Origin of the sequence: Peribacillus sp. FSL P2-0133 (assembly GCF_037975445.1) — a bacterium.
GTDB classification, from domain to species: domain Bacteria; phylum Bacillota; class Bacilli; order Bacillales; family DSM-1321; genus Peribacillus; species Peribacillus simplex_E.
On record NZ_CP150254.1, the window covers coordinates 216,631 to 242,389 of the forward strand.

The following is a 25,759-nucleotide window of genomic DNA, read 5'->3' on the forward strand; positions in this document are numbered from 1 at the left end:
TTGACATAATAAATAAAACAATAGTAATCTACATATAGTTAAATGACTGAACTACTTTTCGAGAGGTGCAATGATGACTAATGACAAAGTTTCTGGATTGATTGATCGATATATGAGGGTATCCTTCTATGTCAATAAGATGGGTGAGCTTTTAATAAAAGACCAGATTTGTGATGTGCTGACGAACGAACAATACTATACTTTACGGTTCATTCAACAACAGCGGTTGTGTACATCGACGGAAATCAGTGATGCCTTTTATATTAATAAGAGTGCCGTCACTTCCAACATCAACAGGCTGGAAGGCAAAGGATTGATAGAACGGGAACAGGACCTGGTTGACCGAAGGGTCTTTCACTTGAAGCTTTCCAAAGAGGGGGAAGCATTGTTACATGAAACGGAAAGTAAGATTCATAAATTGGTAGAGAGCATCATGACGAAATTCGATTATGAAGAGATTGTTAGATTCCTTGATACATATGAGAAGCTTTCACAAATTTTCATTCAAATGAAAAATGAGGAATTGGAGGAAATATAAATGAGGGGAATCATAAAGGGAAGATGGCTGGTCATTATCGTTTGGGTTGCAATTACAGCAGGATTATTGTTTGCGGCACCGAATATGGCGGAACTTGTCCGGAATAAGGGACAGCTGGATGTACCGGCAGAGTATTCCTCCGGGATGGCCAATGAGCTAATGAAAGAGATCCAGGACAAGGATGAGTCACAAGTGGCTCTCGTATTCCATGGTGATAAGAAGTTGTCTTCCTCGGAATTGAAAGAGATTGAGATAGCGATCCAAAAGCTTGAAAAGAATAAAGCAGAGCTTGGCATCAAAGAGGTTATGACCCATTTTAAAGAGCCCTCGCTAAAAGGCCAGTTGGTCTCGGAGAATGAATCAACAGTTTTGACTTCCATCACGATGGTCAAGGGGGACCGAGAAGCTAAGGACGTGATCGATGCCCTTTATAAAGAGTTGGAACAAGTGGACGTCGAGCATTATTACACAAGTAGCTGGATGATCGATGAGGATCTTAATGCCAATTCCCAAGAGGGGCTGAAGAAAACTGAAGGCATCACGGTTGTCTTCATTCTGGCTGTATTGCTGATAGTCTTCCGTTCAGTGGTGACACCGATCATTCCATTAGTAACAGTCGGTTTCACTTATTTATGTTCACAGTCCATCGTCTCATTCCTGGTGGATAAATGGGACTTTCCGATTTCGTCTTACACCCAAATATTCCTGGTAGGTATTTTATTTGGAATCGGGACTGATTATTGCATCCTGCTTCTTAGTCGTTTCAAGGAGGAGCTATCGTCACAGGAGTCCTTGACTGAAGCGATCGTGGAGACATACCGAACCGCCGGTAAGACTGTCTTCTTCAGTGGGCTGACCGTAATGATTGGCTTTGCGGCAATCGGTTTTTCTACTTTTAAGCTCTATCAATCTGCGGCGGCTGTTGCAATAGGGGTTTTCATTTTAATGATCGCCCTTTATACGATCGTTCCATTTTTCATGGCGGTTCTTGGCAAGAAGCTATTTTGGCCGGCAAAAGGGAAGCTTGAGCATAGTGAAAGTAAACTATGGGGAATTCTGGGTAACTTCTCCTTGAACCGCCCATTGTTGGCGCTTATAATCGTTGCAATCGTCTGTGTTCCCTTTTTGTTTATGTATGATGGGAAGATTTCATATAACTCCCTTGAAGAAGCGGGTGATGATGTTCCTTCCATCATGGCATTTAATATCATTTCCGATGAATTCGGGCCAGGACAATCCATGCCAACACAGATTGTCATAAAAAATGACGAACGCATGGATTCGGAGGATTACGTCGCACTTGCTGAAAAAATCAGCCAGGAAGTCGTCAAGGTGGATGAAGTCGATGTAGTTCGTTCCATGACCCGCCCGACAGGTGAACCCATTAAGGACTTATTTGTCGCGAACCAAGCCAAAACTTTGGAAAAGGGAATCGGGGAAGGAAATGAAGGCATTAAACAAATCAGTGATGGATTAAAAACGGCAGGCAGTGAGCTTTCCGATTCAGGACCGCGCTTGAAGCAAGCGACGGACGGTATAGGAGGTCTCATATCCGGCACCAATGAATTGAAGAGCGGCGTAGGTCAGGTAGAGAAGGCGTTAACAAGCATTGAAGCAGGCATTCGCGATGGGTCTTCAGGGACTGGGGACATAAAAAACGGACTGATTGAGGTCAAGGCAAACTTGGAGAAGCTCGCCGCCGGAAGCGGACAGCTCCTCGAAGGCTATAAACAATCAGCCAATGGGTTAAGTGAGCTCACAGGGGGATACAAAGAGATTCAAACTAACCTTACGGGCGTATCACAAAGCCTTGCTGGTTTAAATCCTTCCTTTGAGCAAATGGAAGCCACACATCCAGAATTACAGGCTGATCAGTCCTATCAAACGATCAAGCAAACGGTGCAAGGGGCACAGGGTGGCTTGGAGCCCATGGCAGCAGGCCTATCCGAGCTCAATAGGAATCTTGGTTCAGTGTCCGGCGGTTTGAATACGGCGAATCAAAATATGGCAGAGATCGTAAAGGGTCAAACTTCTCTTGGGGAGGGCCTGAACCAATTGATTTCAGGTGTTGACACTTTACAAAAAGGTTTAAGCACGATGGCCAATGGTCAGGGGGAAGTCATAAATAACTTGTCAGGATTTAAAGGAGGCCTTACCAGCTTAAGTAATGGGCAGCAAGAGCTCCTAAATGGTTTTTCAAGCCTCGGCGGGCAACTTACCGATTTGACAGATGGCTTAAATGAAAGTGCTGATGGTTTGAATGAAGTCCATGATGGACTATCGTCCGCACAGGGTTATTTATCAGGGCTGGCAAAAACGGATAAAACGGTAACAGGCATGTACATTCCCAAAGAAGTAGTGGAAAGCGAAGAATTCGGGGAAGCATTGAACGCGTATTTATCTGAAGATGGTAAAATCATGACCATGGATGTGGTATTCAAGGCAAATCCATATTCCAATGAAGCAATCGAGCAAATCGATTCGATTGAGGCAGCCGTTGAAAGAGTAACGAAAGATACAAAGCTTGAAAATGCGCAGGTGGCGATAGGGGGAATCACAAGTACACATCATGACTTGGGCATGATGTCTGAGGAGGATTTCTCGCGGACGGTCATTTTGATGCTGTCGGGTATCGCAATCATTCTCTTTTTCATGCTGCGATCCTTGGTCATGCCGGTCTATTTGATTGTGTCGCTCGTTTTGACTTATTATACAGCGGCAGCCATTACAGAGTTGATTTTTGTTAATATTCTCGGTTATGCCGGCATCGGCTGGGCAGTTCCTTTCTTTGCTTTCGTCATCTTGATTGCTCTTGGCATTGACTATAGCATTTTCTTGATGGATCGCTTTAACGAGTGGAAAGATAAACCGGTCAAGGAAGCTATGTTACTGTCCATGAGAAAAATGGGAACGGTGATCATCTCAGCGGCTGTCATTCTGGGTGGAACCTTTGCTGCCATGATGCCAGCAGGAGTTTTATCGCTCTTGGAGATAGCCACTTTAATTTTGGTGGGGCTTGCTTTATATGCGTTTGTCATATTGCCATTGTTTATTCCTGTTATGGTTGCGACATTTGGAAATGCGAATTGGTGGCCGTTTTTGAAGAATAAGGAATAAAGGGAAGTAACCATTGAATAAAAGAAGGCATCCGAATGGATGCCTTCTTTTATATGACTGCTTCACGATGAACATAAAAGCTTATGTATTCCTTTTTTGCTATATCGATTCATAATTGGGGGATTCTTGTTTTATATTTCGCGATGATCTTTTGATTGTGTTCATCTGCCCCTTCGATATTACTGCTCAGGAATACGGGAGGGGTCTCCCCTGATTCAATAATCGTTTGGATGACTTGCGTGAAAATCATATTGAGGAGAACGGCCCCGATCACGGTCGATCCAGAACCAAAAGATATATTATTTGATTTCAGTAATGTGTCACCTTTGGCAATATGATTGTCTATGACCAAATCAACGACATCGTGGAGATAATGCTTCTGTTTATGCCGTGAAGGACAACTTTTTGCATACTCCGGTGATGTTAGTCCAATGACGAAGGCCCCTTTTTCTTTTGCGATAGTGGCGACATCTATGGGAACGGGATTTACGCCGGATGATGAAATGACGATACAGACATCACCAGAACGGATATCCTCATCATGCATGAATTTCTCTGATAGGTCATTTTGCCGTTCAAGTTGGGATGACCTTGAAGCTCCCTTAAAAAGCATCAAATCTTCAACGAAAATAGGACGAATTGCGGCTAACCCACCTGCCCGGTAGAATACCTCTTCGGTCAAAATATGAGAGTGTCCGCTTCCGAATAGATGGATGATTCCATCCGACATCACCGCTTTTGAGATATGGTCGACGGATTCCTTAATTGATTGCTTTTCCTGTTCTCCCACAATTGTGAGTAAAGCCTGCACTTCTTCAAAGTATGAGTTCATATTTGTGACACCCTCCGATTACCTTTGGCAATTAAAAGACTTTAGTGATGAAAATATATATTCAATTTTATCTGCTTATAGTGATAGTGAATTTATACCTGTCCGCACGATATGCCGATTTAACATATTCAAGGGGAGTTCCATCCATTAGGAACGTATGCCTTTGAATGAATAATATGGGTGAGTGCTTTGGAATCGCTAAATGGGTGACTTCTAATTCAGAAGCAATCGATGATTCCAACGTTTGTGTAGCATAGTCTATTTTAAGTTTAACGTAATTCTCGACATATTGGTAAAGAGAGAGGTTAATGATCTCTTCCGTTAATCCTTTAATTAAATTGGCAGACATGTACACGGTCTCGAGAGCCATTGGAACATCATCAGCCAACCGAATGCGTTTTATTTCATAAACGGGAGCATAAAGGGAAATGTGCAATTCACTGGCAATCTTCTTATCAGCCGGAATGATTTCAAAGCTCAGCAGCTTACTGCTTGGATTTAATCCCCTGGCTTTCATGTCCTCGGTGAAGCTGGTCAACCCATTGAGCTGCTGCTCCAATTTCTTATCGGCGACAAAGGTTCCTCTTCCCTTTTGACGGTATAAGTATCCGTCATTCACCAAATTATTTATGGCTTGCCGGACGGTCATTCGGCTAATTTCGAATTGCTCAGCATATTCACGTTCAGATGGAAGGGCATTGTGCGCTTGGAACTCACCGTTTTCTATTTGTCTTTTTATTTGTTCTTCGATTTGAAAATAAATCGGAAGAGGTGAGTTTTTATCAATCATCGACTTTCGCTCCTTTTAGGGTATTATCACTCCGGATAACGCTTTTTGGTCTGCGATAATTGTAACACTATTATGTTTTTTTAGGATAGATGCAGGGAATTCCTCGGAAATGTCACCGTGTATCAATTTCTTCAAGGTTTCGGCTTTTTCTTCACCAGATATCAGCAGCAGAATTTCTTTGCTTTTCATGATTGTTGAAATGCCCATCGTAACGGCATGTGTAGGAACTTCGTCTATGGAATCGAAATAACGTGCATTCGCTTGGCGAGTTGAATCTTCAAGTGTCACGACATGTGTACCCGATGTAAATGAAGTTCCAGGTTCATTAAAACCAATATGGCCATTTTGGCCAATACCAAGTATCTGAAGATCGATCCCTCCCACGGAATCAATCATTTCGTCATACCGTTTACATTCCCCGTTGGTATCATCGGCCGTGCCATTTGGTAGGTGAGTACGCTCTTTATTTATATCGATGTGAGTGAATAAGGAGTCATTCATATAATAATGGTAACTGTTTGGATCATTTGGTTTTAAGCCGATATACTCATCAAGATTAAAAGATGTTACATTTTCATAAGAAGTTTGGTTATTCACGTGATCTTCAATCAAATTATCATACATTCCTTTTGGGGTGCCGCCTGTAGCAAGGCCCAATTTGATATTTGGATTCCCTTTGACTTTTCCGATCACAATTTCTGCAGCTGTCCGGCTCATTTCCATGTAGTCCTGCACCTTTATGATTTTCATTATACATTCTCCTTTTTAAAAGCTAAGTTTCCTCTGCAGAACGTCATTTCAACGTCTATGCGGTCATTCAATATTACAAGATCGGCGTCTTTGCCAACCTGGATGCTTCCTTTTCTGTCAAAAATCCGAAGCTGTTTGGCAGGGTTTTCTGCCGTCATTTTTATGATGTCAGTCATGGAACAATCGGTATATTCCAATGTGTTCTTGATGGCATCGTTCATTTTCAATATACTGCCGGCTAGTGTACCGTCTGAAAGCGTTGCTTTCGTTTCGTTTACATACACTGGCTGACCGCCTAAGTCATAGGTTCCCTTTTCAAGCCATTTGGCACGAAGCGAGTCCGTTATCAAGATCATGCGTTCACTGGTAATTTGGTTATATGCCAGCTTCACCATTTCCGGCCTGCAGTGAATGCCGTCAGCAATAAGTTCAACATATAGCTCGTCTCGAAGATAAGCAGCTCCCAAAACACCAGGTTCGCGGTGATGGAGTCCCCGCATCCCATTATAAAGATGTGTAACGTGGGTAGTGCCTGCCTGGATTGCTTCATCTATTTGGTCATATGTTGCATCTGAATGTCCAATGGAGGCGACGACGCCAGTTCCCCTTAAGTGGGCGGCTAGATCTAATCCATTTGGTTGTTCAGGAGCAAGCGTTACAAGCTTGATTTGATTTTCGGCCATTTCCTGCCACTTTTTAAATAGAGTGACATCAGGATCAACGATATAATCCTCAGGCTGCGCTCCTTTACGGGCAGGTGAAATGAAAGGACCTTCTAAATGAATCCCAACTATTTCAGCATGTTCTTCAGTTTGATTTTCGATATATTTACCAGCATTAAGAAGGGCTGATTCAATGGCTTCGGTAGATTGAGTCATTGTAGTGGCCAGAAAGCTCGTGGTTCCTTCTTTGGGAAGAGTCTCTGCCATTGTGGATAATGCTTCATGTGTGGCATCCATTGCATCGGAATTGGATGCTCCGTGAATATGAATGTCGATGGCACCGGGAATTACCTGATAATCCGGTGAAAGAGTAATTACCTTGGCATCATCTTCCTGTTTGTATTGGCTGATTGGACCAACCTCGGCAATTTTTCCATCCACGACTTTAATATACCCATTTTTGTATGTTTCCTTTTCGCCATGAACTATTAGATTATTAATAATGAATGTTTTCATACATAATCTCCTTTATGAAAGTAAAACTTAATGAATGAGTCATGAAAAAGTCTCATATATTTTGCCCTCATTTTATCGTTTTTATCAAAAGTTGTCTAGACCAGTTAAAGGGTATAAGGAATAAAAAAGATATTATTGCTTTATTTTCGAAGAATATAGTATATTTTCAAGTAAATTGGTATAGACATCTATATGTTTTCTGTGCTAGTATAAGCCAAAGAAAAGTTATTATATTGATAAAATGAAAACGCTTTATACGTCTTTTCGTTCTGCTGAATTAAAAGAAGTTAGGAACAAGGGAGATGAGTTCGATGTTAAATTTTTTACAAAAGATTGGGAAAGCTTTAATGTTACCGATTGCTGTTTTGCCGGCAGCGGCTTTATTGCTTCGTTTAGGGCAACCAGATTTACTAAATATTCCATTTATGGCTGCCTCGGGACAAGCGATCTTTGATAACCTTGCCATATTGTTCGCTTTAGGTATAGCAATTGGATTATCCAAAGATGGAAGCGGTGCAGCGGCATTAGCAGGTCTTGTTGGTTACTTTGTTTTAACGAATGGTACACAAGCGATTAATAAAGATATCAACATGGCTGTACTAGGCGGTATTATATCGGGTATAGTTGCAGCTTTTCTATATAATAGATACTCCGACATAAGACTCCCTGAATGGCTTGGATTCTTTTCAGGGAAACGATTCGTCCCAATCATCACTTCGCTGGCGATGATTATACTTGCGGGCATATTCGGTTTTGTTTGGCCGCCGATTCAAGATGTAATCAATAGTGTTGGAGACTGGATTACAGGTGCAGGGGCTTTGGGTGCCGGCGTATTCGGCGTATTGAATCGCTTATTGCTTCCAGTAGGATTGCATCATGTATTGAATAGTATGGTTTGGTTCGTTTTTGGTGAATACAATGGAGCGACAGGGGATATAAATCGTTTCTTCGCAGGGGACCCGACTGCTGGGCCCTTCATGACCGGCTTTTTTCCGATCATGATGTTCGGCCTTCCAGCCGCCGCATTAGCGATGATTGCAGCTGCTAAAAAAGAGAAACGTAAACTGGTGACGGGGATGCTTATTGGGTTAGCTTTCACTTCTTTCCTAACAGGAATCACTGAACCGATTGAATTTCTGTTCATGTTCATCGCACCGGTGTTATATGTAATACATGCCCTTTTAACCGGGGTCTCCCTGGCACTAGCTGTTATATTGGATATCCATCATGGGTTTGGATTCTCCGCAGGGGCCATTGATTATTTCTTGAACTTTGGTATAGCGCAAAAACCGCTATGGTTAATACCGATTGGCTTAGTATACGCGGCAGTTTACTTCGTGATTTTCTATTTTGTCATCAAGATCATGGATTTAAAAACACCTGGCCGTGAAGACGATGAGGAAGTTGTGGAAGAAGAAACTATTGTGAAAACAGGGGATAAATATACCGATATGGGATCGCTTTTCATTCAAGATCTTGGCGGTAAAGAGAATATAAAGATAATTGATAACTGTGCAACGCGCTTGCGTTTACAAGTGGCCGATTCAGGAAATGTGAATGAAGCAGCCTTGAAAAGGCATGGTGCGCGCGGTGTCATGAAGTTGAATAAATCGAGTGTGCAGGTCATTGTTGGAACGAATGTTGAATTCGTTGCAAATGCAATGAAACAACTTGTCAAGAATGGCGTCGATCCAAGCAAAGTGAAAACAAGTCCAGCTGCACAAGTGGCAGAGGATAAAATGGAAGAAAACCAAGCTTTGGGTGCAAATGACTTTGTCCTTCCAATTGAAGGAACCGTTTTACCGATCGAACAAGTTCCCGATCAAGTGTTTGCCATGAAAATGATGGGGGATGGCTTTGCTATCGAGCCAGTCAACGGAAAACTAGTATCCCCAATTGATGGGGAAGTTCTAAGTATCTTCCCGACAAATCATGCACTGGGATTGAAAATGGATAATGGTCTGGAAATCCTGATCCATGTTGGTTTAGATACAGTTAAATTAAATGGCGAAGGGTTTACAGCTCTTGTGCAAGAAGGTCAAAGAATAACAAAAGGAACACCTCTTTTGGAAATTGACTTAGATTTCATAAAACGGAATGCACCATCAACGGTCACTCCTATTATATTCACTAACTTACCAGAAGGAACGGCAGTGAAATTGCAAAAGTCAGGGATCCAGAAACAAAATACACCGGATATCATCCAGTTGGAAAAACTATAATACGTGTCAAAAAAGGGGTGTCGACTTGTCGACATCCCTTTTTTTAATTGGATGAAACGGCTTCTTTGTATACTTCTTGCTGTGATAAATTGTCATAACCAAAACAAACGGGTGCACCATTGGCAGGATCTATCAGGACTCTTGCATGAATACGAAAGACTTCTTCTAAAACGGCAGGTGTAATGATTTCGCCCGGGGTACCGATTTTAATGATTTCTCCTTCCTTCTGAACGATATTATGATTTCACTCTGCCTGTTGTGGTCAGTGAGTTACCTGTAAGACCAGACTGAAGTCCATGGCCTTCGCATGGAGGAGCGGAAAACTTTCTGAAATTCATATTTGCCAAGGGGATTGTATTTGAGCTGCCATCGAATTTTTTGATTTTGATTAGGAAAGGGAGTGTCAAGGTGGACAAGGGGAGGAAAAACCGTAAAAGATCATATCGTGTTGACTAGTATGAGGAATTTCCATCTGGTTAATTCATTTCTTTGTCTTGAGGCCATATATGATAAAAAAAAGAGCCTGTTCGATTGGAAACAGGCTCTAAATATAACATTAGGTCTTAAGACTCAGCGAAAAAGAGTATTAAGCATTCGAGCATATGCCGGTTATTTCTGAAGCATCAACGATACGCTGAACTTCTGATCCTTCAAGTGTCTCTTTTTTCAATAACTCTTCAACGAGCTCTTCATATTGTAAGCGATTCGAGTCAATCAACATTTCCGTTTCAGAAATCGCTTTCGTGAATAATTCCTGCATCTTTTGCTCCTTCTCACCTTTATTAAAGGTGAGGGTAAATCCATCTTGAAGCATTCCGGTATCGACCATTTGTTCAAGCAGATGCTTCGCCTGTTGTACATCTCCGCCTACACCGATGCTATGTTCTCCTAAATACATTCTTTCCGCCACGCCACCTGCTAAGATCATTTTGACTTGATCAAGCAATTCACTGGCTGTTGCCAGATGGAGTTCTTTTGGTATTGGCGCTACATATCCAAGGGCTTCCCCACGCGGAATGATGGTCGCCTTTCGAACTGAACCGGGCTTTGTCAAAGCTGCAATAAGGGCATGTCCACTTTCATGAATGGCCACACGCCGCTTCGTATCCGCATCATTCAAGGTACGTGATGTCGCTCCAAGTATCGTACGGTCAATGGCGTAATCTAGATCCTGTTTACGAATCATTTCCTGTTCATTCCTCAGGGCATGTCGTGAGGCAGTATCGAACAGGGAGCTTAAGTCAGCGCCGGAGAAACCGGATGTACTTTCAGCCAACTCATCCAGGGAAGCCAGGACATCTGTCGCTAGACGCTTTCCCTTCGTATGGATATCGATGATTTCCTTTCTTCCCTGTGTATCTGGAAGTGGAACTTGGAAAGAAAAATCAATCCTGCCCGGACGTAGAAATGCCTCATCGAGCATATCTTTCCGGTTGGTCGCTGCAATGAATAAAATGCCTTCATTTGGATGGCCTCCATCCAATTGCACAAGCAGTTCAGTTAACGTTTTTTCGCCTTCTTCCCCGCCATGAGCTTTCCTTTTACCAGCCAACGCGTCCACTTCATCGATGAAAATGACAGCTGGCGATTGCTTACGTGCATTTTGGAAAAGGCTGCGGACACGGGCTGCACCGACTCCAACAAACATTTCGTTGAAGGCTGAACCGCTCGTTGAGAAGAAGTTTGCACCAAGCTCTTTTGCAATTGCCTGTGCAAGCAGAGTTTTCCCCGTTCCAGGGGGGCCATATAATAAAATGCCTTGAGGCGGCTTAATTCCAATTTTAGCTGAACGTTCAGGTTCCTTCAGTGTAGTGAGTGTCTGTAGGATTTCCTGTTTGATTTCGGATTGCAACCCGCCTACATCATCCAGAGTTATCTCTGGCAGGGGCTTTGGGGTGGAAAGGCTTTGTTTTTTACTGCCGATCCGCAATCCGTTCTTTGATTTTTTCTGTATAATGACACCGGTTGTGACGAGAGCCGCCATTAAACCGCCTAAAATCCATAATGCTGATTTATTAGTTGATGAAAAAGAATATTGAACGTTATAAGTTTCGACAAGTTTATTGATCATTTGACTGTTGGGAGGAATATTGGAAACATATTCTCCATCTGGCGTGGAGATGTGAAGAGTGCCATTTCTTTTTTCTTCAATGGTGACAAGGGCTCCATTTTGGGCTTTAATCGTCTTTTCTACCGAAGAAAAGGGAATGACCATATCCTTTGACTGAGTAACAACATACCAACTGACTCCAGCAATTATCACAATGAGAGCCGTAAGGAACGGCAGCAATTTCGAAACTAATTTAGAGTTCGAGTTCAATTTTTCATCTCCTTTAAGAGTATATATCTAGTATAAAATTTTTAAACATGTAATCTATAGGTCTTTATACCTTAAAATAAAGGTAAATAATGTGAAATGCAAGAAATAATATTTATTATGGAAGTTTAAAGATCCCGGAATTTAGAAATATTTAATCTAACCAGCATATTAGACTTTTTAAAAGCGAAATGCTAAAGTGAAATGGTCTAAGTCATGAAAAAATAAAATGGTAGAAGAGTGTGAAGTTCTATGAGTAAATTTATAAAAGACTATATGATTACGATGAAGGATATCGTTAGAGAAGGGGATCCCATTCTGCGTCAGGTAACGGATGAAGTTAGCCTGCCGATTTCGGAAGAAGATCGTGAAACGTTGGGATGCATGATGCAATACCTGAAAAATAGTCAGGATCCAAAACTCCAAAAGAAGTTCAACTTGCGTGAAGGAGTGGGGTTGTCTGCAAATCAGATAGGCTTGAATAAACGTATGTTCGTCATGTATTTTCCCGACGAAAAGGGGAAGCTGTTTGAATATGCCCTTGTGAATCCGAAAATCATCAGTCATTCGGCCACTATGATCTATTTACCGCAAAGTGAAGGCTGCCTTTCTGTCGACCGTGATATTAAAGGATATGTACCGCGTTATGAACGGGTTAAAATTAAAGCGGTGGATGGTAATGGTGAGGAAATAGAGATGCGGCTGAAGGGCTTTGCTGCAATCGTTTTTCAACATGAGTTAGATCATTTAAACGGGATGATGTTTTATGACCGGATCAACACCGAAAACCCTTTCAAGCTTCCGGAAAACGTGGAAGTGAAAAGTCTGTAAGGAAAAAAAGGCAAAGCGCCATGCTTTGCCTTTTTACCGTTTTATGGCTGAGGAAGAATATCCGCTTCCATATGCTTTTGCAAATCACTGAATATGGCCATGCTCATTTGCTGGTACCCTTCTGAAGTGAGGTGGATGCCATCATCGCTAATCAAGCTTCTCAAGTCGCCGGAGGATTTAATATAGGAACGGACATCAATCAATGGCACCTTCAGTTCCTCTGCAAGGTGTTTCAATTGGCGATTATACATCCCATGCCAATGTTCAATACCACCGACATGGGAAACGAAATGCCCGATCGAATGACCGAACTTATCAGCGATGGATCTGTAATACCTGGCAGGGTCAAGTGGCGGGAGAGTTAAAAGGAATGGTGTTACATGCTCGTCCTGAATCTGCTTGACAAGTTGTGTGATATTATCCAGGTAGCGTTCGATTGGAACGATGGGCTCATGGTCACCTTCTGGATTGTTGGCTACTTCATCCCAATGGAAGTTACAGTCGTTTCCACCGACCTCTATTAGTACGATATCGGGATTTTCAGACATGACGTCTTTCTCGATCCGGCTAACCAACAGGTCGGAGTTGTCATTGAAAACCCCTTTATTCAAGACTTCCACGAATGGCAAAGATTCTGTTAGCTTAGCTAAAGAGTTCGGATAATTTTCTTTAATGATGCGAAGGCGCCCCTTAACATAAGAAATGCCTCTTGTTAAACTGTCACCAAAACATACGATCTTCAAACTTCTCACCTCGGTATGTGAATGTGTTACTTATATTTTAGTTGTGGAATGATTTTTCGGCAATCTTCACCTCCCATTTATAGAAGGAAGATGAAAATAACAAAAAGCGCTGGAATTTCAGCGCTTTTTGTTTATTGCAATGATTCCTTTTTTGAAGGTGTTTCCACTCTTGTTTTTCCCATGAAGAAAACAGTGATTGCAGCAAGACCGATCGGAATGAGAGCCAAGGTGAATATTAATGATATCGAATCGGACATCGCATGAACGATTTTATCCAAGATAAAGTCCGGAATCTCGGCACGTGCATCCGATTGGAAGAGCTGACGTGGGTCCTCCATCAATCCGGCTGTATCCGGACCTCCTTGCATTCCTTTAAATGCTTCCGTCATTTTGCTTTGGAAAACATTGGTCTGAATCGCTCCATAAATCGTTACACCGAGTGTCATCCCAAATGAACGGAGGAATGAGTTTGTTGAGTTGGCCGACCCCCTGAATCTAGGTTCCAAGTTGTGAATGGACGCAATAGGTAAAAGGGAGAAAGAAAAGCCCATGCCAAATCCAGTAAGAATCATGTACAAAGTTAATAAAGTCCTGCTGGTATCAGGGGTAATGGTCCCTAATAGAAGCATTCCTGCAAAATAACAGATGACGGAAATCGTCATTAAGTTGCGAAAGCTTGTCTTTGTATTGAATATCCCGCCTACTGCACTGCCGAATACTGAACCAAGCATCATGGGAGTGAGAATCAAGCCGGCATTTGTTGCGGAACCACCGTAAACTGCCTGCACGAAAATCGGAATATAGACGGTTAAAATAATGAATGTTCCGCCATAAAGAATCGCTAAAATCTGAGAAGTGGCAAATAATCGCCTTTTAAACAGCCATAATGAAATGATTGGATCTTTTGCTCTTTTTTCGAAAAAGAAAAATGAAACGAAGAAAACCACAAAACTGGCAAACAGGCCTATGATAGGAGAGGAACTCCAGCCATACTCCCCGCCCAGTTCGAGAGCGAACATTAAGCTGATAACGGCAATGACGAGAGTTGCTGCGCCACCCCAATCAATTTTTTGCTCTTGGGTGTTGGGTGACTCCTTGTAATAATTCCAGATGAAAAATAAAGAAATGATCCCAATCGGAACATTGACGTAAAAAATCCAATGCCAGCTGGAGTATTCAGTAATATAAGCGCCTAAAAGTGGTCCCAATACGCTTGAGGCCCCAAATACAGCGCCGAAAAGGCCAGTTAATTTCCCGCGTTTTTCCGGTGGGAAAATATCAAAAATGATCGTAAAGGCTATAGGCATCAAAGCTCCTCCGCCTATCCCTTGGATTGCACGGAAGATACTTAACTGCACTATGCTCTGAGCCATACCGCATAATGCGGAACCGACCAAAAAGACTATAAGTCCAAAAATAAAAAACCGCTTTCTTCCATACATGTCGGAAAGCTTACCGAAAATCGGCATACTTGCCATCGTGGCGACCATATAGGCAGATGTCACCCATACAAACTTATCGAACCCGCCTAAATCAGAAACGATCGTTCCCATTGCAGTTGCAACAATCGTATTATCCATTGCTGACATCAAGATACCCAATAGTAAACCGGCAACAATGAATTTTTGTTTTTTTTGATTGTTCATTTATTTTCCTCCTTCAAATCAACCAGCTAATGAATTTCCTTTACATGGTTGAAGGGTAAACGTTAAGATGAAACAAAATATTTATCTTGAAAATCAAGATAAATTTAAGTGTAAAAGGGGTGGCATTTTATGTCAAGCGATAATGGGTTGAATGCAACTCTGTTAGAGAGTTTAACACACAGATTGCAGCGGTATGGAATGAGGTCCGTTTTATTTCAACAAAACATGGCCCAGAAAATAGGGGTGTCCCATACGGACTTAAAGAGTGCTGAAATATTGAATGAAACAGGACCGATTACCGCCGGTGAATTATCCAAAATTACAGGATTGAGTACGGGATCGGTTACTGCACTGATCAATCGCCTTGAGAAATCCGGTTATGTTAAAAGGGAAAGAGATCAATTGGATGGAAGAAGGGTAATGATTGCACCGATACCCGAAAGACAGGAACAGATTAAATCGCACTATCAATCGCTCTCTATGGCAACCAAGGAGTTATGTTCCGCTTATAATGAGCAAGAGCTAATGTTAATCGATAAATTTATTGAGGATATAACAAAAATCATGGACAAAGAAAATGACAAATTAATGAGTGAGCGTGAAAGGTAGCAGATGTATAGGCTGCCTTTTTTATCTTTAGCCTGCCGATGGCTTATCATACGAAAAGAAAAGGGATAAAGTTGAATATTTTGGAAGAGAATGGACAATGTTATGTTTCCATTAAAATATATATTGATAATGAATTTCATTATCTGCTAATATGAATCTACAAAACATTTTAAAGGGAGAATACAATATATGAAGAAAGCAAAAGCGTCATTAGCAGTCTTACTATCAACCAGCCTATTATTTGGCTGTTCGCAGGAAAAGGAAAATACTAAGCCGGCAGATGATAACGCCCAAGAAACAAGTGCAAGCAAGCTCGATGATGTATCTAGTGAGTACCGTGAATATGCGATTGGTGAAATAGAAGAGTTTGTAAAAGCAACGGAAGAATTTACGACGGCTGTTTCAACCGGTGATATTGAAAAGGCGAAGGAAGTATACGCTCCAGCACGTATGCATTATGAGAGAGCGGAACCAATTGCAGAAGTATTTGGTGATCTTGATCCCAAAATTGATGCGCGTAAAGGGGACGTTAAAGATGAAGAGTGGGGCGGTTACCACCGGATTGAAATGGGTCTATGGGAAGAAAACACAACAAAAGGTTATGAAGAGTATGCAGATCAATTAATGAGTGATGTCAATTTGCTTCGTGCCAAAGTTGAGACGGTTGAGGTAACACCTGATTTGTTGATCACGGGTGCGGTGGATTTATTGAATGAAGTTTCTACCAGTAAGGTAACTGGAGAAGAGGATCGATACTCTCATACAGACTTATATGACTTTGTTGCAAATGTAGAAGGTGCCGAAAAAATCTACGAACTTCTTACACCAGCTCTTAAAGAAAAAGACGAAAAGCTTGTAACGGAAATCCAAAAACGTTTTGACGATGTATACAGCTTGCTTGAGAAGCATAAAGAAGGTAATGGCTATACCTCTTATACGGATTTAAAAGAATCTGAGGTTAAAGAGCTAAGCCAAGCCATTGATGCATTAGCTGAACCACTTTCGCAAATAGGGATTGTAACGGAGGAATCATAATTGAAAGAAAACACGCCAAATGACGAAACTTCGCTTTTTACTAAAAAAGTAAGTCGTCGCAATATGTTGAAAACAGCAGGAGTTGGTGGGGTCGGAGTCGTGATAGGAGCCTCTGGATTTGGTGGGCTTTTGAATCTATCTGATTCGAAGGCAAATGGACAAACTAATGATGTTGTTCCATTTTATGGGACAAATCAGGCGGGCATTACTACTGAAGCTCAGGATAACCTTTATTTTGCAGCACTGGAAGTTACGACAGATAATAAATCTGACCTAATCCAGCTATTTAAGGACTGGACAGAAGCAGCGGCTCAGATGACAGCGGGAAAATTGGTAGGTGAAGCTTCTCTAAATACTAGTATGCCTCCAAAAGATACTGGGGAAGCAAAAGAATTGTCACCTTCTAATTTGACGATTACTTTTGGAGTGGGTCCTACCCTATTTACGAAGAATGGTAAAGATCGGTTTGGTTTGAAATCGAAAAAGCCTGCTGAATTAAAGGATCTGCCCAAATTCCCTTTAGATGCGTTAGAAGATTCTTGGAGCGGTGGAGATATTTGTATTCAAGCATGTGCAGATGATCTTCAGGTTGCTTTTCATGCCGTTAGGAACTTAGTGAGAATCGGGAGAGGGAAAACGATTATTCATTGGGCCCAAACAGGTTTCCAACGTACTAAACAAGCCGATTCTCAAAAAACGACACCGCGTAACTTATTCGGGTTTAAGGACGGAACTGCCAATCCGGATACGAAGAAAAGTAGTGAAATGAATGATCATGTTTGGGTAAAGGCTGGGGATGGTCCAGACTGGCTTGTTGGCGGCAGTTATATGGTTGTACGCCGAATTCAGATGTACATTGAAGTATGGGATCGTACTATATTGAAAGAGCAGGAAAATACATTTGGCCGTCACCGTGACAGTGGAGCTCCATTAGGGATGAAGAATGAATTTGATAGTGTTGATTTAGAAGCTAAAGATCCAAATGGAAATCGGATTATTCCAGAAGATTCGCATATGAGTCTATCCAGGGGGGACGGAAAAGCAAAGATTCTGCGGCGTCCTTATTCATATGCGGATGGAATGGATCCTAAAACAGGAAGCTTAAACGCTGGCCTTCTGTTCATTTGTTATCAACGCAACCCAAGTAAACAATTTGTTCCTATACAGGAACGCCTTGCGAAAAATGATAAGCTGAATGAATATATCATTCACCGAGGTAGTGCTGTATTTGCTTGTTTGCCAGGTGTGAAAAAGGGTGGCTATATCGGAGAATCCCTTTTTAGGTAATTGAATTTTAAAAGATAGACGAGAAAATCGCCAGCATGGATGCGTATCCGGGTTGGCGATTTTAATTCATAAATAAGGAGGGACCAGTATGACTGTTTCTAGATGGAAGAGTGGGATATTGGTTTTAGTCGTCAGTCTTTTATTTCTTTCGACTGATATAAAGATGGTTTCGGCGGGTGAAAACCATGATCAGCTTTTTGTTTATATTGGCGATAGTTTAATGAAGGTAAAATCCGGCGACCTTGAGGAAGTATCGAAAAATATCGATCTATTCGAGCAAGATTGGAAAATGATAAAAACGGACAGTGAAGTTGCGAAGAAAGTTGATAAGCAACTATTGGCTGTAAAAAGTGCTGTGAAGAACCAAGCAGACGCTGATGAAATTAAAAAGCAATTATCGGCTTTATCAAGTACTCTTATTACATATGATACAGAGGAAAACCCAGTAGATAAGACGGTCTATAAAGACCGGTTACAGGCATTAATCCCATTGATAGATGAGTTGGATGCAACAATAGCTGAAGGTGACTTTGTTCAAGCTAAGAGTCAATATACAAACCTGCGGAATCATTGGATTGACGCAGAGGTTGTTGTTCGGGAGGAAAGTGTTGCTTCATACGGTAAGATTGAAACGTATATGGCCTTTGTGAGGATAGCCATTACCCAGGACCCACCTGATTCGGAAAAAGCCAAAACGAATCTTTCTGAATTAAAAGGTTTACTGGAGGATTTTCTTGCTGGTAAGGTTAAAGAAGAAGACCAGAAGGTGACTTATTCACTTGGAGATGTTACACAACTCTTACAAGGAAGCATAACCGATATTGAAAAAAATGATATCGATTCAGCAATTGATCAGTTGAATGAAATTTTAACAATTTGGCCTAATGTCGAAGGGGAAGTTTCAACAAGAGACAGCAAGTTGTACAGTGATATGGAAACAAAAGTTCCGACCGCAATCAGCTTGTTACAATCGAAAAAGATAAAAGCAGAGGAAGCGAAGGATATCGTTTCGGATTTAAACACCCGGTTGCTACCCTTGATTGAAGATACGAGCTATACAACATGGGATGCTGCTTTGATACTTTTACGGGAGGGGCTAGAAGCACTCTTGATTGTAGCGACATTATTGTCTTTTCTAAAGAAAATTGGACAAGCGGACAAACAAAAATGGATTTGGACAGGGGTCGGTGCTGGATTAGCCGCGAGTACCATCTTTGCGGTCATCATCAATATTGTTTTCTCTCAAATTACGGCTGCGTCAAGCCGTGAGTACATTGAGGGAATCACTGGGATAGTGGCAGTATTGATGATGTTGACAATTGGCCTTTGGCTCCATAGTAAATCGAATATCCATGCATGGAACCGTTATATTGGCAAGCGAATGGACCAAGCTATTGCTACAGGTAGTATCGTCTCGTTTGCTTTAATTAGCTTTTTATCCATTTTCCGTGAAGGTGCGGAGACAATTATCTTTTATACAGGTATGGCGCCGTATATGGAATTGAAGCAGCTATTAAGCGGGATTGCAATTGCCTTCCTCATATTAGTAGTGATTGGTTTTATCATGCTACGTTACAGCGTGAAACTACCGATTACCCTATTCTTTAAAGCAGCAACGATACTCATCTATGTTTTGGCATTTAAGATTCTTGGGGTCTCTATTCATTCACTTCAAGTTTCACAAGTTCTGCAGACACATACGATTACTTCCTTCCCGTTTGTAAAATGGATAGGACTTTATCCGACAGTAGAAACGATACTGCCGCAAGCTGTATTAATTCTGTTGATCTTACTGGCTACCTATTGGGTTAAAAAAAATAATTCTGTACATGCATCTGAATAAAAAAAGGGACTGACGAATGTCAGTCCTCTTTTGTAGTATCTAGCGCAGAGATCGGCGATAGGAATATTGTTTCCATTGATAGAGGATAAAGCAACCAATGCAGAATCCAAGAATGGCTATGAAAGAAGCAAGCCCGACCATCACCGTAAAAATATATCCTGAAACGGTCCAACCAAGCAAGAAGGAAATTAATCCAAGTCCCAAGCAAACGACTGCAATAACTTGGTTGAATTGCTGTTGTGAATGATCTTCAGGAATATAATCGGAAGGTTTCTTTTTCAGAAAGAGCTTGGCGAGACGCATCACTGGATTGAAATTAAAGAGAAGACCCAAAAGTCCTGCTGTTAAAGGAATCACTAATATCCATATTTGTCCCGTTAATAAGGCGGTGGCTACGCTTAACAAAATGACCCATTGATTCGTTCGTACTAAGGGACGGGGAATGGAACGGATTTCACTCGGCATACTTATACCAACCTTCCTTATGTGTTTTGTGATATTTTATCTTTATTATAATCACTTGTGAATTGAAAAGCTAATAAAATAAAGTCAAAAACTCCCTTTGTTTATAATTATTTTAATTTAGTATTGATTATCATTATAAAAGTAGTATAATATATATAACAAGCAATTAAAGTAAGGAGGACAGTATAAATGGTAGCAAAAGTCTGTGAAACATGCGGAACACCAATAAAAAAGCTAAAGCATTCTTCCCTATGCCAATGCGGTCCTAAGATATTGAGCAATCAATTCTCAGTTAAAACAAAAAAATAAATCCGTGGATTAAATTATAAAATTAAACCGATTATTCAATTAATCGGTTTTTGTTTTTCCATTAAAGGGTAAAAAGAGGGTAATAAATATTTTTCATTTCAATTAAAATAATGTACGATTATGGAATAGAATAAAACGTCATGGAGGAAAAGACATACTTTTTGTTTGTCAAACCATCACGTGACGGTTAGGAGGGGTTATGTTGGGAACGAGACTTTAAAAATTGGCGAGTTGGCGGAAATGGCGAACGTTACGAAACGAACCGTAGATTATTATACGAACCTAGGCTTGCTTAAAGCAGAACGTTCCGCCTCTAATTACCGTTATTATTCAGTCGGTGAACTTGAAAGGCTCCGCCGTATCGAAGGATACAAAAGAGAAAACCTTTCATTGGAAGATATTAAAGAACTACTTAAAAAGGAAATGGAAGCCGCGTCAGCAATTGAGGAAAAAGGTCTTCAACTCAAGAATAAAATGGATGGCCTGAACGAGGAACTTCAGGAATTCATCAGCTTGATTGAAAAGGACGGAAAAAGTGAGCTTCTTCTAAAAAAACAGGTGTCCCGTGAAAGCATGGCCTTGATCCAATCATTATTATTGTTGCTTGTATGATTAAAATTTATCTCTATAGTTTTATGCACGAAGGTGCATATTAACGATATAGGCTAAATGGTTTTGGTTCATGTTATAAGGCAAAAATCGCATTTTGAAACGACAATAACCATTTATACAGGAGGTGCTTGGGATTAAGCCGTACATGTCTAATCCGAAGGTCAGAAGGATTGGCACTATATGGCGAACCCGCACATATTGGAGATTTTTATAAAGTTATTAGCAGTAGCTGTATTAATAGCATTAACCGCATTTTTCGTTGCATCGGAATTTGCAATCGTGAAAGTCAGAAGTTCCCGAATCAATCAATTGATTGAAGAAGGGCATAGAAATGCCCTCGCAGCCAAGAAAGTGACAACGCATATCGATGAGTACTTATCTGCCTGTCAATTGGGGATTACAGTAACCGCCTTAGGTTTGGGGGTGTTGGGTGAACCGACGGTCGAGGCGATCTTAAAGCCATTGTTCACTAAATGGGGATTAGAGGAATCCGTAAGTCACATCATCTCGTTCCTGATCGCGTTCGGTTCCGTAACATTCCTTCATGTTGTAGTCGGTGAATTGGCACCGAAAACGGTTGCCATTCAAAAGGCTGAAGAGGTAACCTTGCTTTTTGCAAAGCCGTTAATTCTCTTCTACCGCATTTTATACCCATTCATTTGGTTACTGAATGGTTCTGCGCGTCTTCTGACTGGCATTTTCGGATTAAAGCCAGCATCTGAGTCAGAAATGGCCCATTCTGAAGAAGAGCTGCGCATCATTTTATCGGAAAGCTATAAAAGCGGTGAGATCAACCAATCTGAATACAAATATGTAAATCAGATATTTGAATTTGATGAGCGTATTGCCAATGAAATCATGGTTCCGCGTACGGAAATGACCGTTATCGAAAAAGGCATGCCATTATTGGAAGTTGTTGAACTTATTCAAGAAGAACAATACACAAGGTATCCGGTCATAGACGGCGATAAAGATAACGTCGTGGGGATGGTCAATATCAAGCGACTTTATACAGCGACGATTACAGAAGATAATGTAACAGCTTTGACGGTGGATTCCTTTGTAACGCCCATCATACGTGTTCTTGAAACGATCGCCATTCATGATTTGCTGCTAAAAATGCAGAAGGAACGGATCCATATGGCAGTTTTGACTGATGAATATGGCGGAACGGCCGGTCTTGTTACGGTTGAAGACATCCTTGAAGAAATCGTTGGGGAAATCCGTGATGAATTTGACCAGGATGAACGTCCGCTCATTCAAAAGATTGATGAAGGGCATTATGTATTCGACGCTAAAACATTGGTTGAAGATGTCAATGATACCCTTGCGATCGATTTGCCGGAGGAAGATATCGATACATTGGGAGGATGGTTCCTGACAGGCAGATTTGAGATTGCTGTCGGGGATAAAATCGAATACGCCGGATTTGAATTTACTGTAAAGGAAATGGACGGCCACCATGTTTTATATGTTGAAGTGAAGAAGATTAAATAAACAGGATCACAACAAGAGCCGAAAGTGGAAACTTTCGGCTTTTATTAATGCTCCTTCGTTCGAACAATGACAATTATAACAATGGTTAAAGCAGACTGTTACTTAATTGGAAAAGGAATTCCTTGAAAATTACGCTGTAGGTAACCATTTTGACTTGGTAAATGTTAAAATTGACTTTGAGCAATGAATCTATCTATATATCATTTTAAAGTGTCAAAGAATAAAAGTAATACTAATGATAGTATTAAGATTTACTTTGCAATGCCGTTTATTTTTGGCTGGTATAAATAAGTATCGAAGGTGGGCGGGAAAATGGGTTTTAAGAAGAAGCAAATGTTGGGATTTGGTTTAATCTTGCTTTTCTTGGCTATTTTACTTTCTTTCATGATGGTTATGCTTAACAATTTAAAGAGCAGCATGACTGAAATAGTTGAAAATCGCTATGAAAAAGTTCAAGATTCGATGGAAATCCGTCAGCTTTTTTCCAGGTCGGACCGTGAGATCCTGTTTGCAGCTAATGATGCAAACAAAGAAGAAAGAGCAGAGAGCCTCGAAATCATCAATGAGAATCATAGTTTGATTGAATCAAAAGTTGCTGGGTTATCAGGTTCGTTAAATAAGGCGAAAGCAAAGCAATTAATGAAAGAGTTCGAGACTCAATATGCTTCTTACTCCATAACGGAGGCTGAGATCATCCAAAAGATAAAGTCAGGAAACTCTTCGGATCTAACAAGCCTGATGGACGACCAAAGGGAAAAACGAACGAAAGTCATAAGTACGATGGATGACTTTAAGGATTACCAAGAAGGTGTCATGAAAGATACTTTAAGTAATTCGAAACAAACCTATGAAGATATGATCGGTTTTGTAATCTTCGCTGTTATCCTCAGCATTTTGGTTATTTCCGTAACGGTTGTTTGGATGATTCGCAGTACATCGAAAGATCTGCAATCGATTACGAAGGTCATCAAAAATATCGATTTTAAAAATTTATCGGTCATACCAAGAGTTCCGGTTCGGACTACTGATGAAATTGGTGAAATAGCGAGATCGTTCAATGATATGGCGGAATCGCTAGAAGACTATAATCGAAAAGAGAAAGATTTCACCGAAAAGATCAGTGAACAGAACTGGATCCAGACCCGTGTTGCAGATATAGCTACCATGTATCAGCGCATTGTTGATGTGGAAGTTCTGGCTGACCGGTTCATTACAAGACTTGCACCGATGATGGGGGCTTCAATTGGAGCTTTTTACGTCAAACGGGGTGAGGGTGTGGATATGCGTTTTGTGAAGCTTGCCAGCTTTGCTGGAGATGGCGAAGATTCGGGCAGACGTGAATTCCGTCTTGGCGAAGGGTTAATCGGACAATGTGCCCTTGAAAAGAAATCCAAAGTCATTGACGATATCCCTGAAGATTTTCAATTGGTTACGACAGGATTAGGGGAAGTCAATCCGAAAAGCATTGTCATTGCGCCAGTCGTTTTTGAGGAAGAAGTTGTGGCGATGGTTGAACTGGCAAGTTTGGAGACTTTTACGAAGTTGCAAAAATCTTTCCTGAACCAGGTTCTTGATACTCTAGGCATCACGATTAATAATGTAGAGGGCCGGATGGAAATAGAGCGTTTATTGAAAGAATCACAGGCACAGACCGAAGAGTTACAGGCTCAATCGGAAGAATTGCAGTCACAGTCAGAGGAAATGCAAGCCCAATCGGAGGAACTGCAAACCCAGGCTGAAGAGTTGCGAATGATCAATGAACAATTAGAAGAGAGAAATCGTGAAACTGAAGAAAAATCGAAAGAGCTTCAAGTCGCAAAACAAAATCTTGAAAAACAAGCGGAAGAATTAAAGTTAAGTTCCAAATACAAATCCGAGTTCATGGCAAATATGTCCCATGAATTGCGGACACCGCTCAATAGTATCCTGATTTTATCAGAAATGCTTTCAGATCCAAATGATAGTAAATTAAATGAAGAGCAACAGGAATTCGCTCGTGTCATTAACTCATCGGGCCAAGACTTATTAACGTTGATCAATGACATTTTGGATTTATCAAAAGTTGAAGTCGGAAAGCTTGAAGTGGTCTTTGACGAAATGAATTTGAGTGAGCTTCCAGAGTTATTGCACCGTAACTTCGATCATGTAGCGAAGAAAAAGAACATTGACTTTATAATAGAAAAAAGTAAAAACGTTCCGGATATTTTCTTTACGGATGAACAGCGCTTCCAGCAAATTTTGAAAAACCTGTTATCCAATGCATTTAAATTCACGGAAAAAGGTTCTGTGTCTGTTCAAATCCAAAAAGCTGATGAAGAAAATGTAGCACAATGGATACAGACAAAAGGAGCTAGCAATTGGGTTGAAATTAAGGTGACGGATACGGGCATTGGAATATCAAAAGAGAAGCAAAAACTTATCTTTGAAGCGTTCCAGCAAGGTGACGGAGCTACAATGAGGAAATATGGCGGTACGGGCCTAGGGCTATCGATTTGCCGGGAGTTCGCCAAACTTCTGGGAGGCTGGGTCATTGTAGATAGTGAAGAAGGGCAAGGCAGTACCTTTACTTTCTTTATTCCAAGCATGCCAGAGGGCTTTAAAAATGTCGGCGAAGCAATAGCTGCTTCTCCAGAAGTGGCAGCAGCTAACCACGATGATTCTGCAGCGCCTTTTGGCGGTCAAGGAGAATCGGATGTAGTTATAATGGATGAAGAAGATCGGGATAAGGTCAAACCGTTCTGCAATAAAACAGTACTGGTCGTCGATGATGATCACCGTAATATATTTGCTCTGAAAAATGCACTGAAGCATGAGGGGATGGAAATCCTTACAGCTGAAAACGGCTATGAATGTTTGGAACTCCTTGAAAAAGGAAACAATATAGATGTTATTTTGATGGATATCATGATGCCAGGCATGGATGGTTACGAAACGATGACCAGAATTCGCGAGCAAAGTAAGTTCGAGGATCTTCCAATCATCGCGCTAACTGCGAAAGCGATGAAAGGCGATAGGGAAAAATGCCTGAAGGCCGGAGCTTCCGATTATGTCAGCAAGCCATTGAAATTGGATCAGCTGCTATCCGTCCTAAGAGTATGGCTGACTAATTGATTGATAGTACGGGTAAGGAAGGTTTTG

The 25,759-nt window shown here is 41.1% G+C and carries 19 protein-coding genes and 1 pseudogene; 11 read left to right on the top strand and 9 right to left on the bottom strand.

Annotation, left to right across the window (positions count from 1 at the left end):
• The first annotated feature begins 73 nt into the window (after positions 1-73).
• Entirely contained in the window at positions 74-538 is a 465-nt protein-coding gene (locus MKY17_RS01215; RefSeq protein ID WP_098372145.1) for a MarR family transcriptional regulator, read from the top strand.
• Positions 539-3,655 carry an MMPL family transporter gene (locus MKY17_RS01220; protein WP_098372144.1) on the top strand — a complete coding sequence of 1,039 codons (3,117 nt, stop codon included), beginning with the start codon at positions 539-541 and terminating at the stop codon, positions 3,653-3,655. It begins immediately after the preceding gene.
• Between the two features lie 109 nt (positions 3,656-3,764).
• Here MKY17_RS01220 and MKY17_RS01225 read toward each other — a convergent pair whose 3' ends face one another.
• From MKY17_RS01225 to nagA, 4 genes are all read right to left on the bottom strand, one after another.
• Positions 3,765-4,487, bottom strand: a complete 723-nt coding sequence (locus MKY17_RS01225; RefSeq protein WP_098372143.1) for an SIS domain-containing protein — start codon at positions 4,485-4,487, stop codon at positions 3,765-3,767.
• A gap of 67 nt (positions 4,488-4,554) precedes the next feature.
• Positions 4,555-5,277 carry a GntR family transcriptional regulator gene (locus tag MKY17_RS01230; protein ID WP_098372142.1) on the bottom strand — a complete coding sequence of 241 codons (723 nt, stop codon included), beginning with the start codon at positions 5,275-5,277 and terminating at the stop codon, positions 4,555-4,557.
• Between the two features lie 15 nt (positions 5,278-5,292).
• A complete protein-coding gene (gene nagB, locus MKY17_RS01235; protein WP_098372141.1) occupies positions 5,293-6,027 on the bottom strand; it encodes a glucosamine-6-phosphate deaminase in 735 nt (244 codons plus the stop codon).
• Positions 6,027-7,205: an N-acetylglucosamine-6-phosphate deacetylase gene (nagA, locus tag MKY17_RS01240; protein WP_098372140.1), complete on the bottom strand. Its 1,179-nt coding sequence runs from the start codon at positions 7,203-7,205 to the stop codon at positions 6,027-6,029. Before nagA ends, nagB begins: the two co-directional genes overlap by 1 nt.
• Before the next feature lie 311 nt (positions 7,206-7,516).
• Here nagA and nagE point away from each other — a divergent pair, with 311 nt between their 5' ends.
• Positions 7,517-9,427 (top strand): N-acetylglucosamine-specific PTS transporter subunit IIBC, encoded by a 1,911-nt coding sequence (gene nagE / locus MKY17_RS01245; protein ID WP_098372139.1) that lies wholly within the window; start codon positions 7,517-7,519, stop codon positions 9,425-9,427.
• A 43-nt stretch (positions 9,428-9,470) separates the two neighbouring features.
• Here nagE and MKY17_RS01250 read toward each other — a convergent pair.
• Positions 9,471-9,662: pseudogene (locus MKY17_RS01250) on the bottom strand (ABC transporter ATP-binding protein); the annotation flags it as partial.
• Between the two features lie 351 nt (positions 9,663-10,013).
• Positions 10,014-11,747 (bottom strand): AAA family ATPase, encoded by a 1,734-nt coding sequence (locus MKY17_RS01255; protein ID WP_098372138.1) that lies wholly within the window; start codon positions 11,745-11,747, stop codon positions 10,014-10,016.
• Between the two features lie 249 nt (positions 11,748-11,996).
• Between MKY17_RS01255 and def the strand changes: the two genes are divergently transcribed.
• Positions 11,997-12,575: a peptide deformylase gene (def, locus tag MKY17_RS01260; RefSeq protein ID WP_098372137.1), complete on the top strand. Its 579-nt coding sequence runs from the start codon at positions 11,997-11,999 to the stop codon at positions 12,573-12,575.
• 41 nt (positions 12,576-12,616) lie between these two features.
• Here the strand turns inward: def and MKY17_RS01265 are convergent, their stop codons facing one another.
• Positions 12,617-13,318, bottom strand: a complete 702-nt coding sequence (locus MKY17_RS01265; protein ID WP_098372136.1) for an SGNH/GDSL hydrolase family protein — start codon at positions 13,316-13,318, stop codon at positions 12,617-12,619.
• Positions 13,319-13,449: 131 nt separating this feature from the next.
• A complete protein-coding gene (locus tag MKY17_RS01270) occupies positions 13,450-14,964 on the bottom strand; it encodes an MDR family MFS transporter (RefSeq protein ID WP_098372135.1) in 1,515 nt (504 codons plus the stop codon).
• Between the two features lie 129 nt (positions 14,965-15,093).
• On the opposite strand from MKY17_RS01270, the gene MKY17_RS01275 reads away from it, so the two are divergent.
• From MKY17_RS01275 to MKY17_RS01290, 4 genes are all read left to right on the top strand, one after another.
• The gene (locus MKY17_RS01275) at positions 15,094-15,573 is read left to right on the top strand and encodes a MarR family transcriptional regulator (protein ID WP_098372134.1); all 480 of its coding nucleotides are present in this window, start codon (positions 15,094-15,096) and stop codon (positions 15,571-15,573) included.
• 189 nt (positions 15,574-15,762) lie between these two features.
• Complete coding sequence (efeO, locus tag MKY17_RS01280) at positions 15,763-16,608, top strand: iron uptake system protein EfeO (RefSeq protein ID WP_098372133.1); 846 nt, start codon at positions 15,763-15,765, stop codon at positions 16,606-16,608.
• Positions 16,609-17,895, top strand: coding sequence for an iron uptake transporter deferrochelatase/peroxidase subunit (gene efeB / locus MKY17_RS01285; protein WP_098372132.1), 1,287 nt, complete (start codon positions 16,609-16,611; stop codon positions 17,893-17,895).
• 88 nt (positions 17,896-17,983) lie between these two features.
• Positions 17,984-19,738 (top strand): FTR1 family protein, encoded by a 1,755-nt coding sequence (locus MKY17_RS01290; RefSeq protein WP_098372131.1) that lies wholly within the window; start codon positions 17,984-17,986, stop codon positions 19,736-19,738.
• Positions 19,739-19,777: 39 nt separating this feature from the next.
• On the opposite strand, the gene MKY17_RS01295 is transcribed toward MKY17_RS01290, so the two are convergent.
• The gene (locus MKY17_RS01295; RefSeq protein ID WP_339201238.1) at positions 19,778-20,203 is read right to left on the bottom strand and encodes a DUF4395 domain-containing protein; all 426 of its coding nucleotides are present in this window, start codon (positions 20,201-20,203) and stop codon (positions 19,778-19,780) included.
• A gap of 489 nt (positions 20,204-20,692) precedes the next feature.
• Between MKY17_RS01295 and MKY17_RS01300 the strand changes: the two genes are divergently transcribed.
• From MKY17_RS01300 to MKY17_RS01310, 3 genes are all read left to right on the top strand, one after another.
• Positions 20,693-21,124: a MerR family transcriptional regulator gene (locus MKY17_RS01300; protein ID WP_286177107.1), complete on the top strand. Its 432-nt coding sequence runs from the start codon at positions 20,693-20,695 to the stop codon at positions 21,122-21,124.
• Between the two features lie 198 nt (positions 21,125-21,322).
• A complete protein-coding gene (locus MKY17_RS01305; protein ID WP_098372157.1) occupies positions 21,323-22,621 on the top strand; it encodes a hemolysin family protein in 1,299 nt (432 codons plus the stop codon).
• A gap of 312 nt (positions 22,622-22,933) precedes the next feature.
• Positions 22,934-25,732, top strand: a complete 2,799-nt coding sequence (locus MKY17_RS01310) for a response regulator (RefSeq protein ID WP_098372129.1) — start codon at positions 22,934-22,936, stop codon at positions 25,730-25,732.
• Positions 25,733-25,759 lie beyond the last annotated feature (27 nt).

Bases quoted from the DNA above. Each gene is read 5' to 3' on its own strand.
- nagB (WP_098372141.1), bottom strand. From the start codon at position 6,027: ATGAAAATCATAAAGGTGCAGGACTACATGGAAATGAGCCGGACAGCT.
- MKY17_RS01270 (WP_098372135.1), bottom strand. From the start codon at position 14,964: ATGAACAATCAAAAAAAACAAAAATTCATTGTTGCCGGTTTACTATTG.
- MKY17_RS01230 (WP_098372142.1), bottom strand. From the start codon at position 5,277: ATGATTGATAAAAACTCACCTCTTCCGATTTATTTTCAAATCGAAGAA.
- MKY17_RS01295 (WP_339201238.1), bottom strand. From the start codon at position 20,203: ATGCCGAGTGAAATCCGTTCCATTCCCCGTCCCTTAGTACGAACGAAT.
- nagA (WP_098372140.1), bottom strand. From the start codon at position 7,205: ATGAAAACATTCATTATTAATAATCTAATAGTTCATGGCGAAAAGGAA.
- MKY17_RS01275 (WP_098372134.1), top strand. From the start codon at position 15,094: ATGTCAAGCGATAATGGGTTGAATGCAACTCTGTTAGAGAGTTTAACA.
- MKY17_RS01220 (WP_098372144.1), top strand. From the start codon at position 539: ATGAGGGGAATCATAAAGGGAAGATGGCTGGTCATTATCGTTTGGGTT.
- nagE (WP_098372139.1), top strand. From the start codon at position 7,517: ATGTTAAATTTTTTACAAAAGATTGGGAAAGCTTTAATGTTACCGATT.
- efeO (WP_098372133.1), top strand. From the start codon at position 15,763: ATGAAGAAAGCAAAAGCGTCATTAGCAGTCTTACTATCAACCAGCCTA.
- MKY17_RS01215 (WP_098372145.1), top strand. From the start codon at position 74: ATGACTAATGACAAAGTTTCTGGATTGATTGATCGATATATGAGGGTA.
- def (WP_098372137.1), top strand. From the start codon at position 11,997: ATGAGTAAATTTATAAAAGACTATATGATTACGATGAAGGATATCGTT.
- MKY17_RS01310 (WP_098372129.1), top strand. From the start codon at position 22,934: ATGGGTTTTAAGAAGAAGCAAATGTTGGGATTTGGTTTAATCTTGCTT.
- MKY17_RS01290 (WP_098372131.1), top strand. From the start codon at position 17,984: ATGACTGTTTCTAGATGGAAGAGTGGGATATTGGTTTTAGTCGTCAGT.
- MKY17_RS01225 (WP_098372143.1), bottom strand. From the start codon at position 4,487: ATGAACTCATACTTTGAAGAAGTGCAGGCTTTACTCACAATTGTGGGA.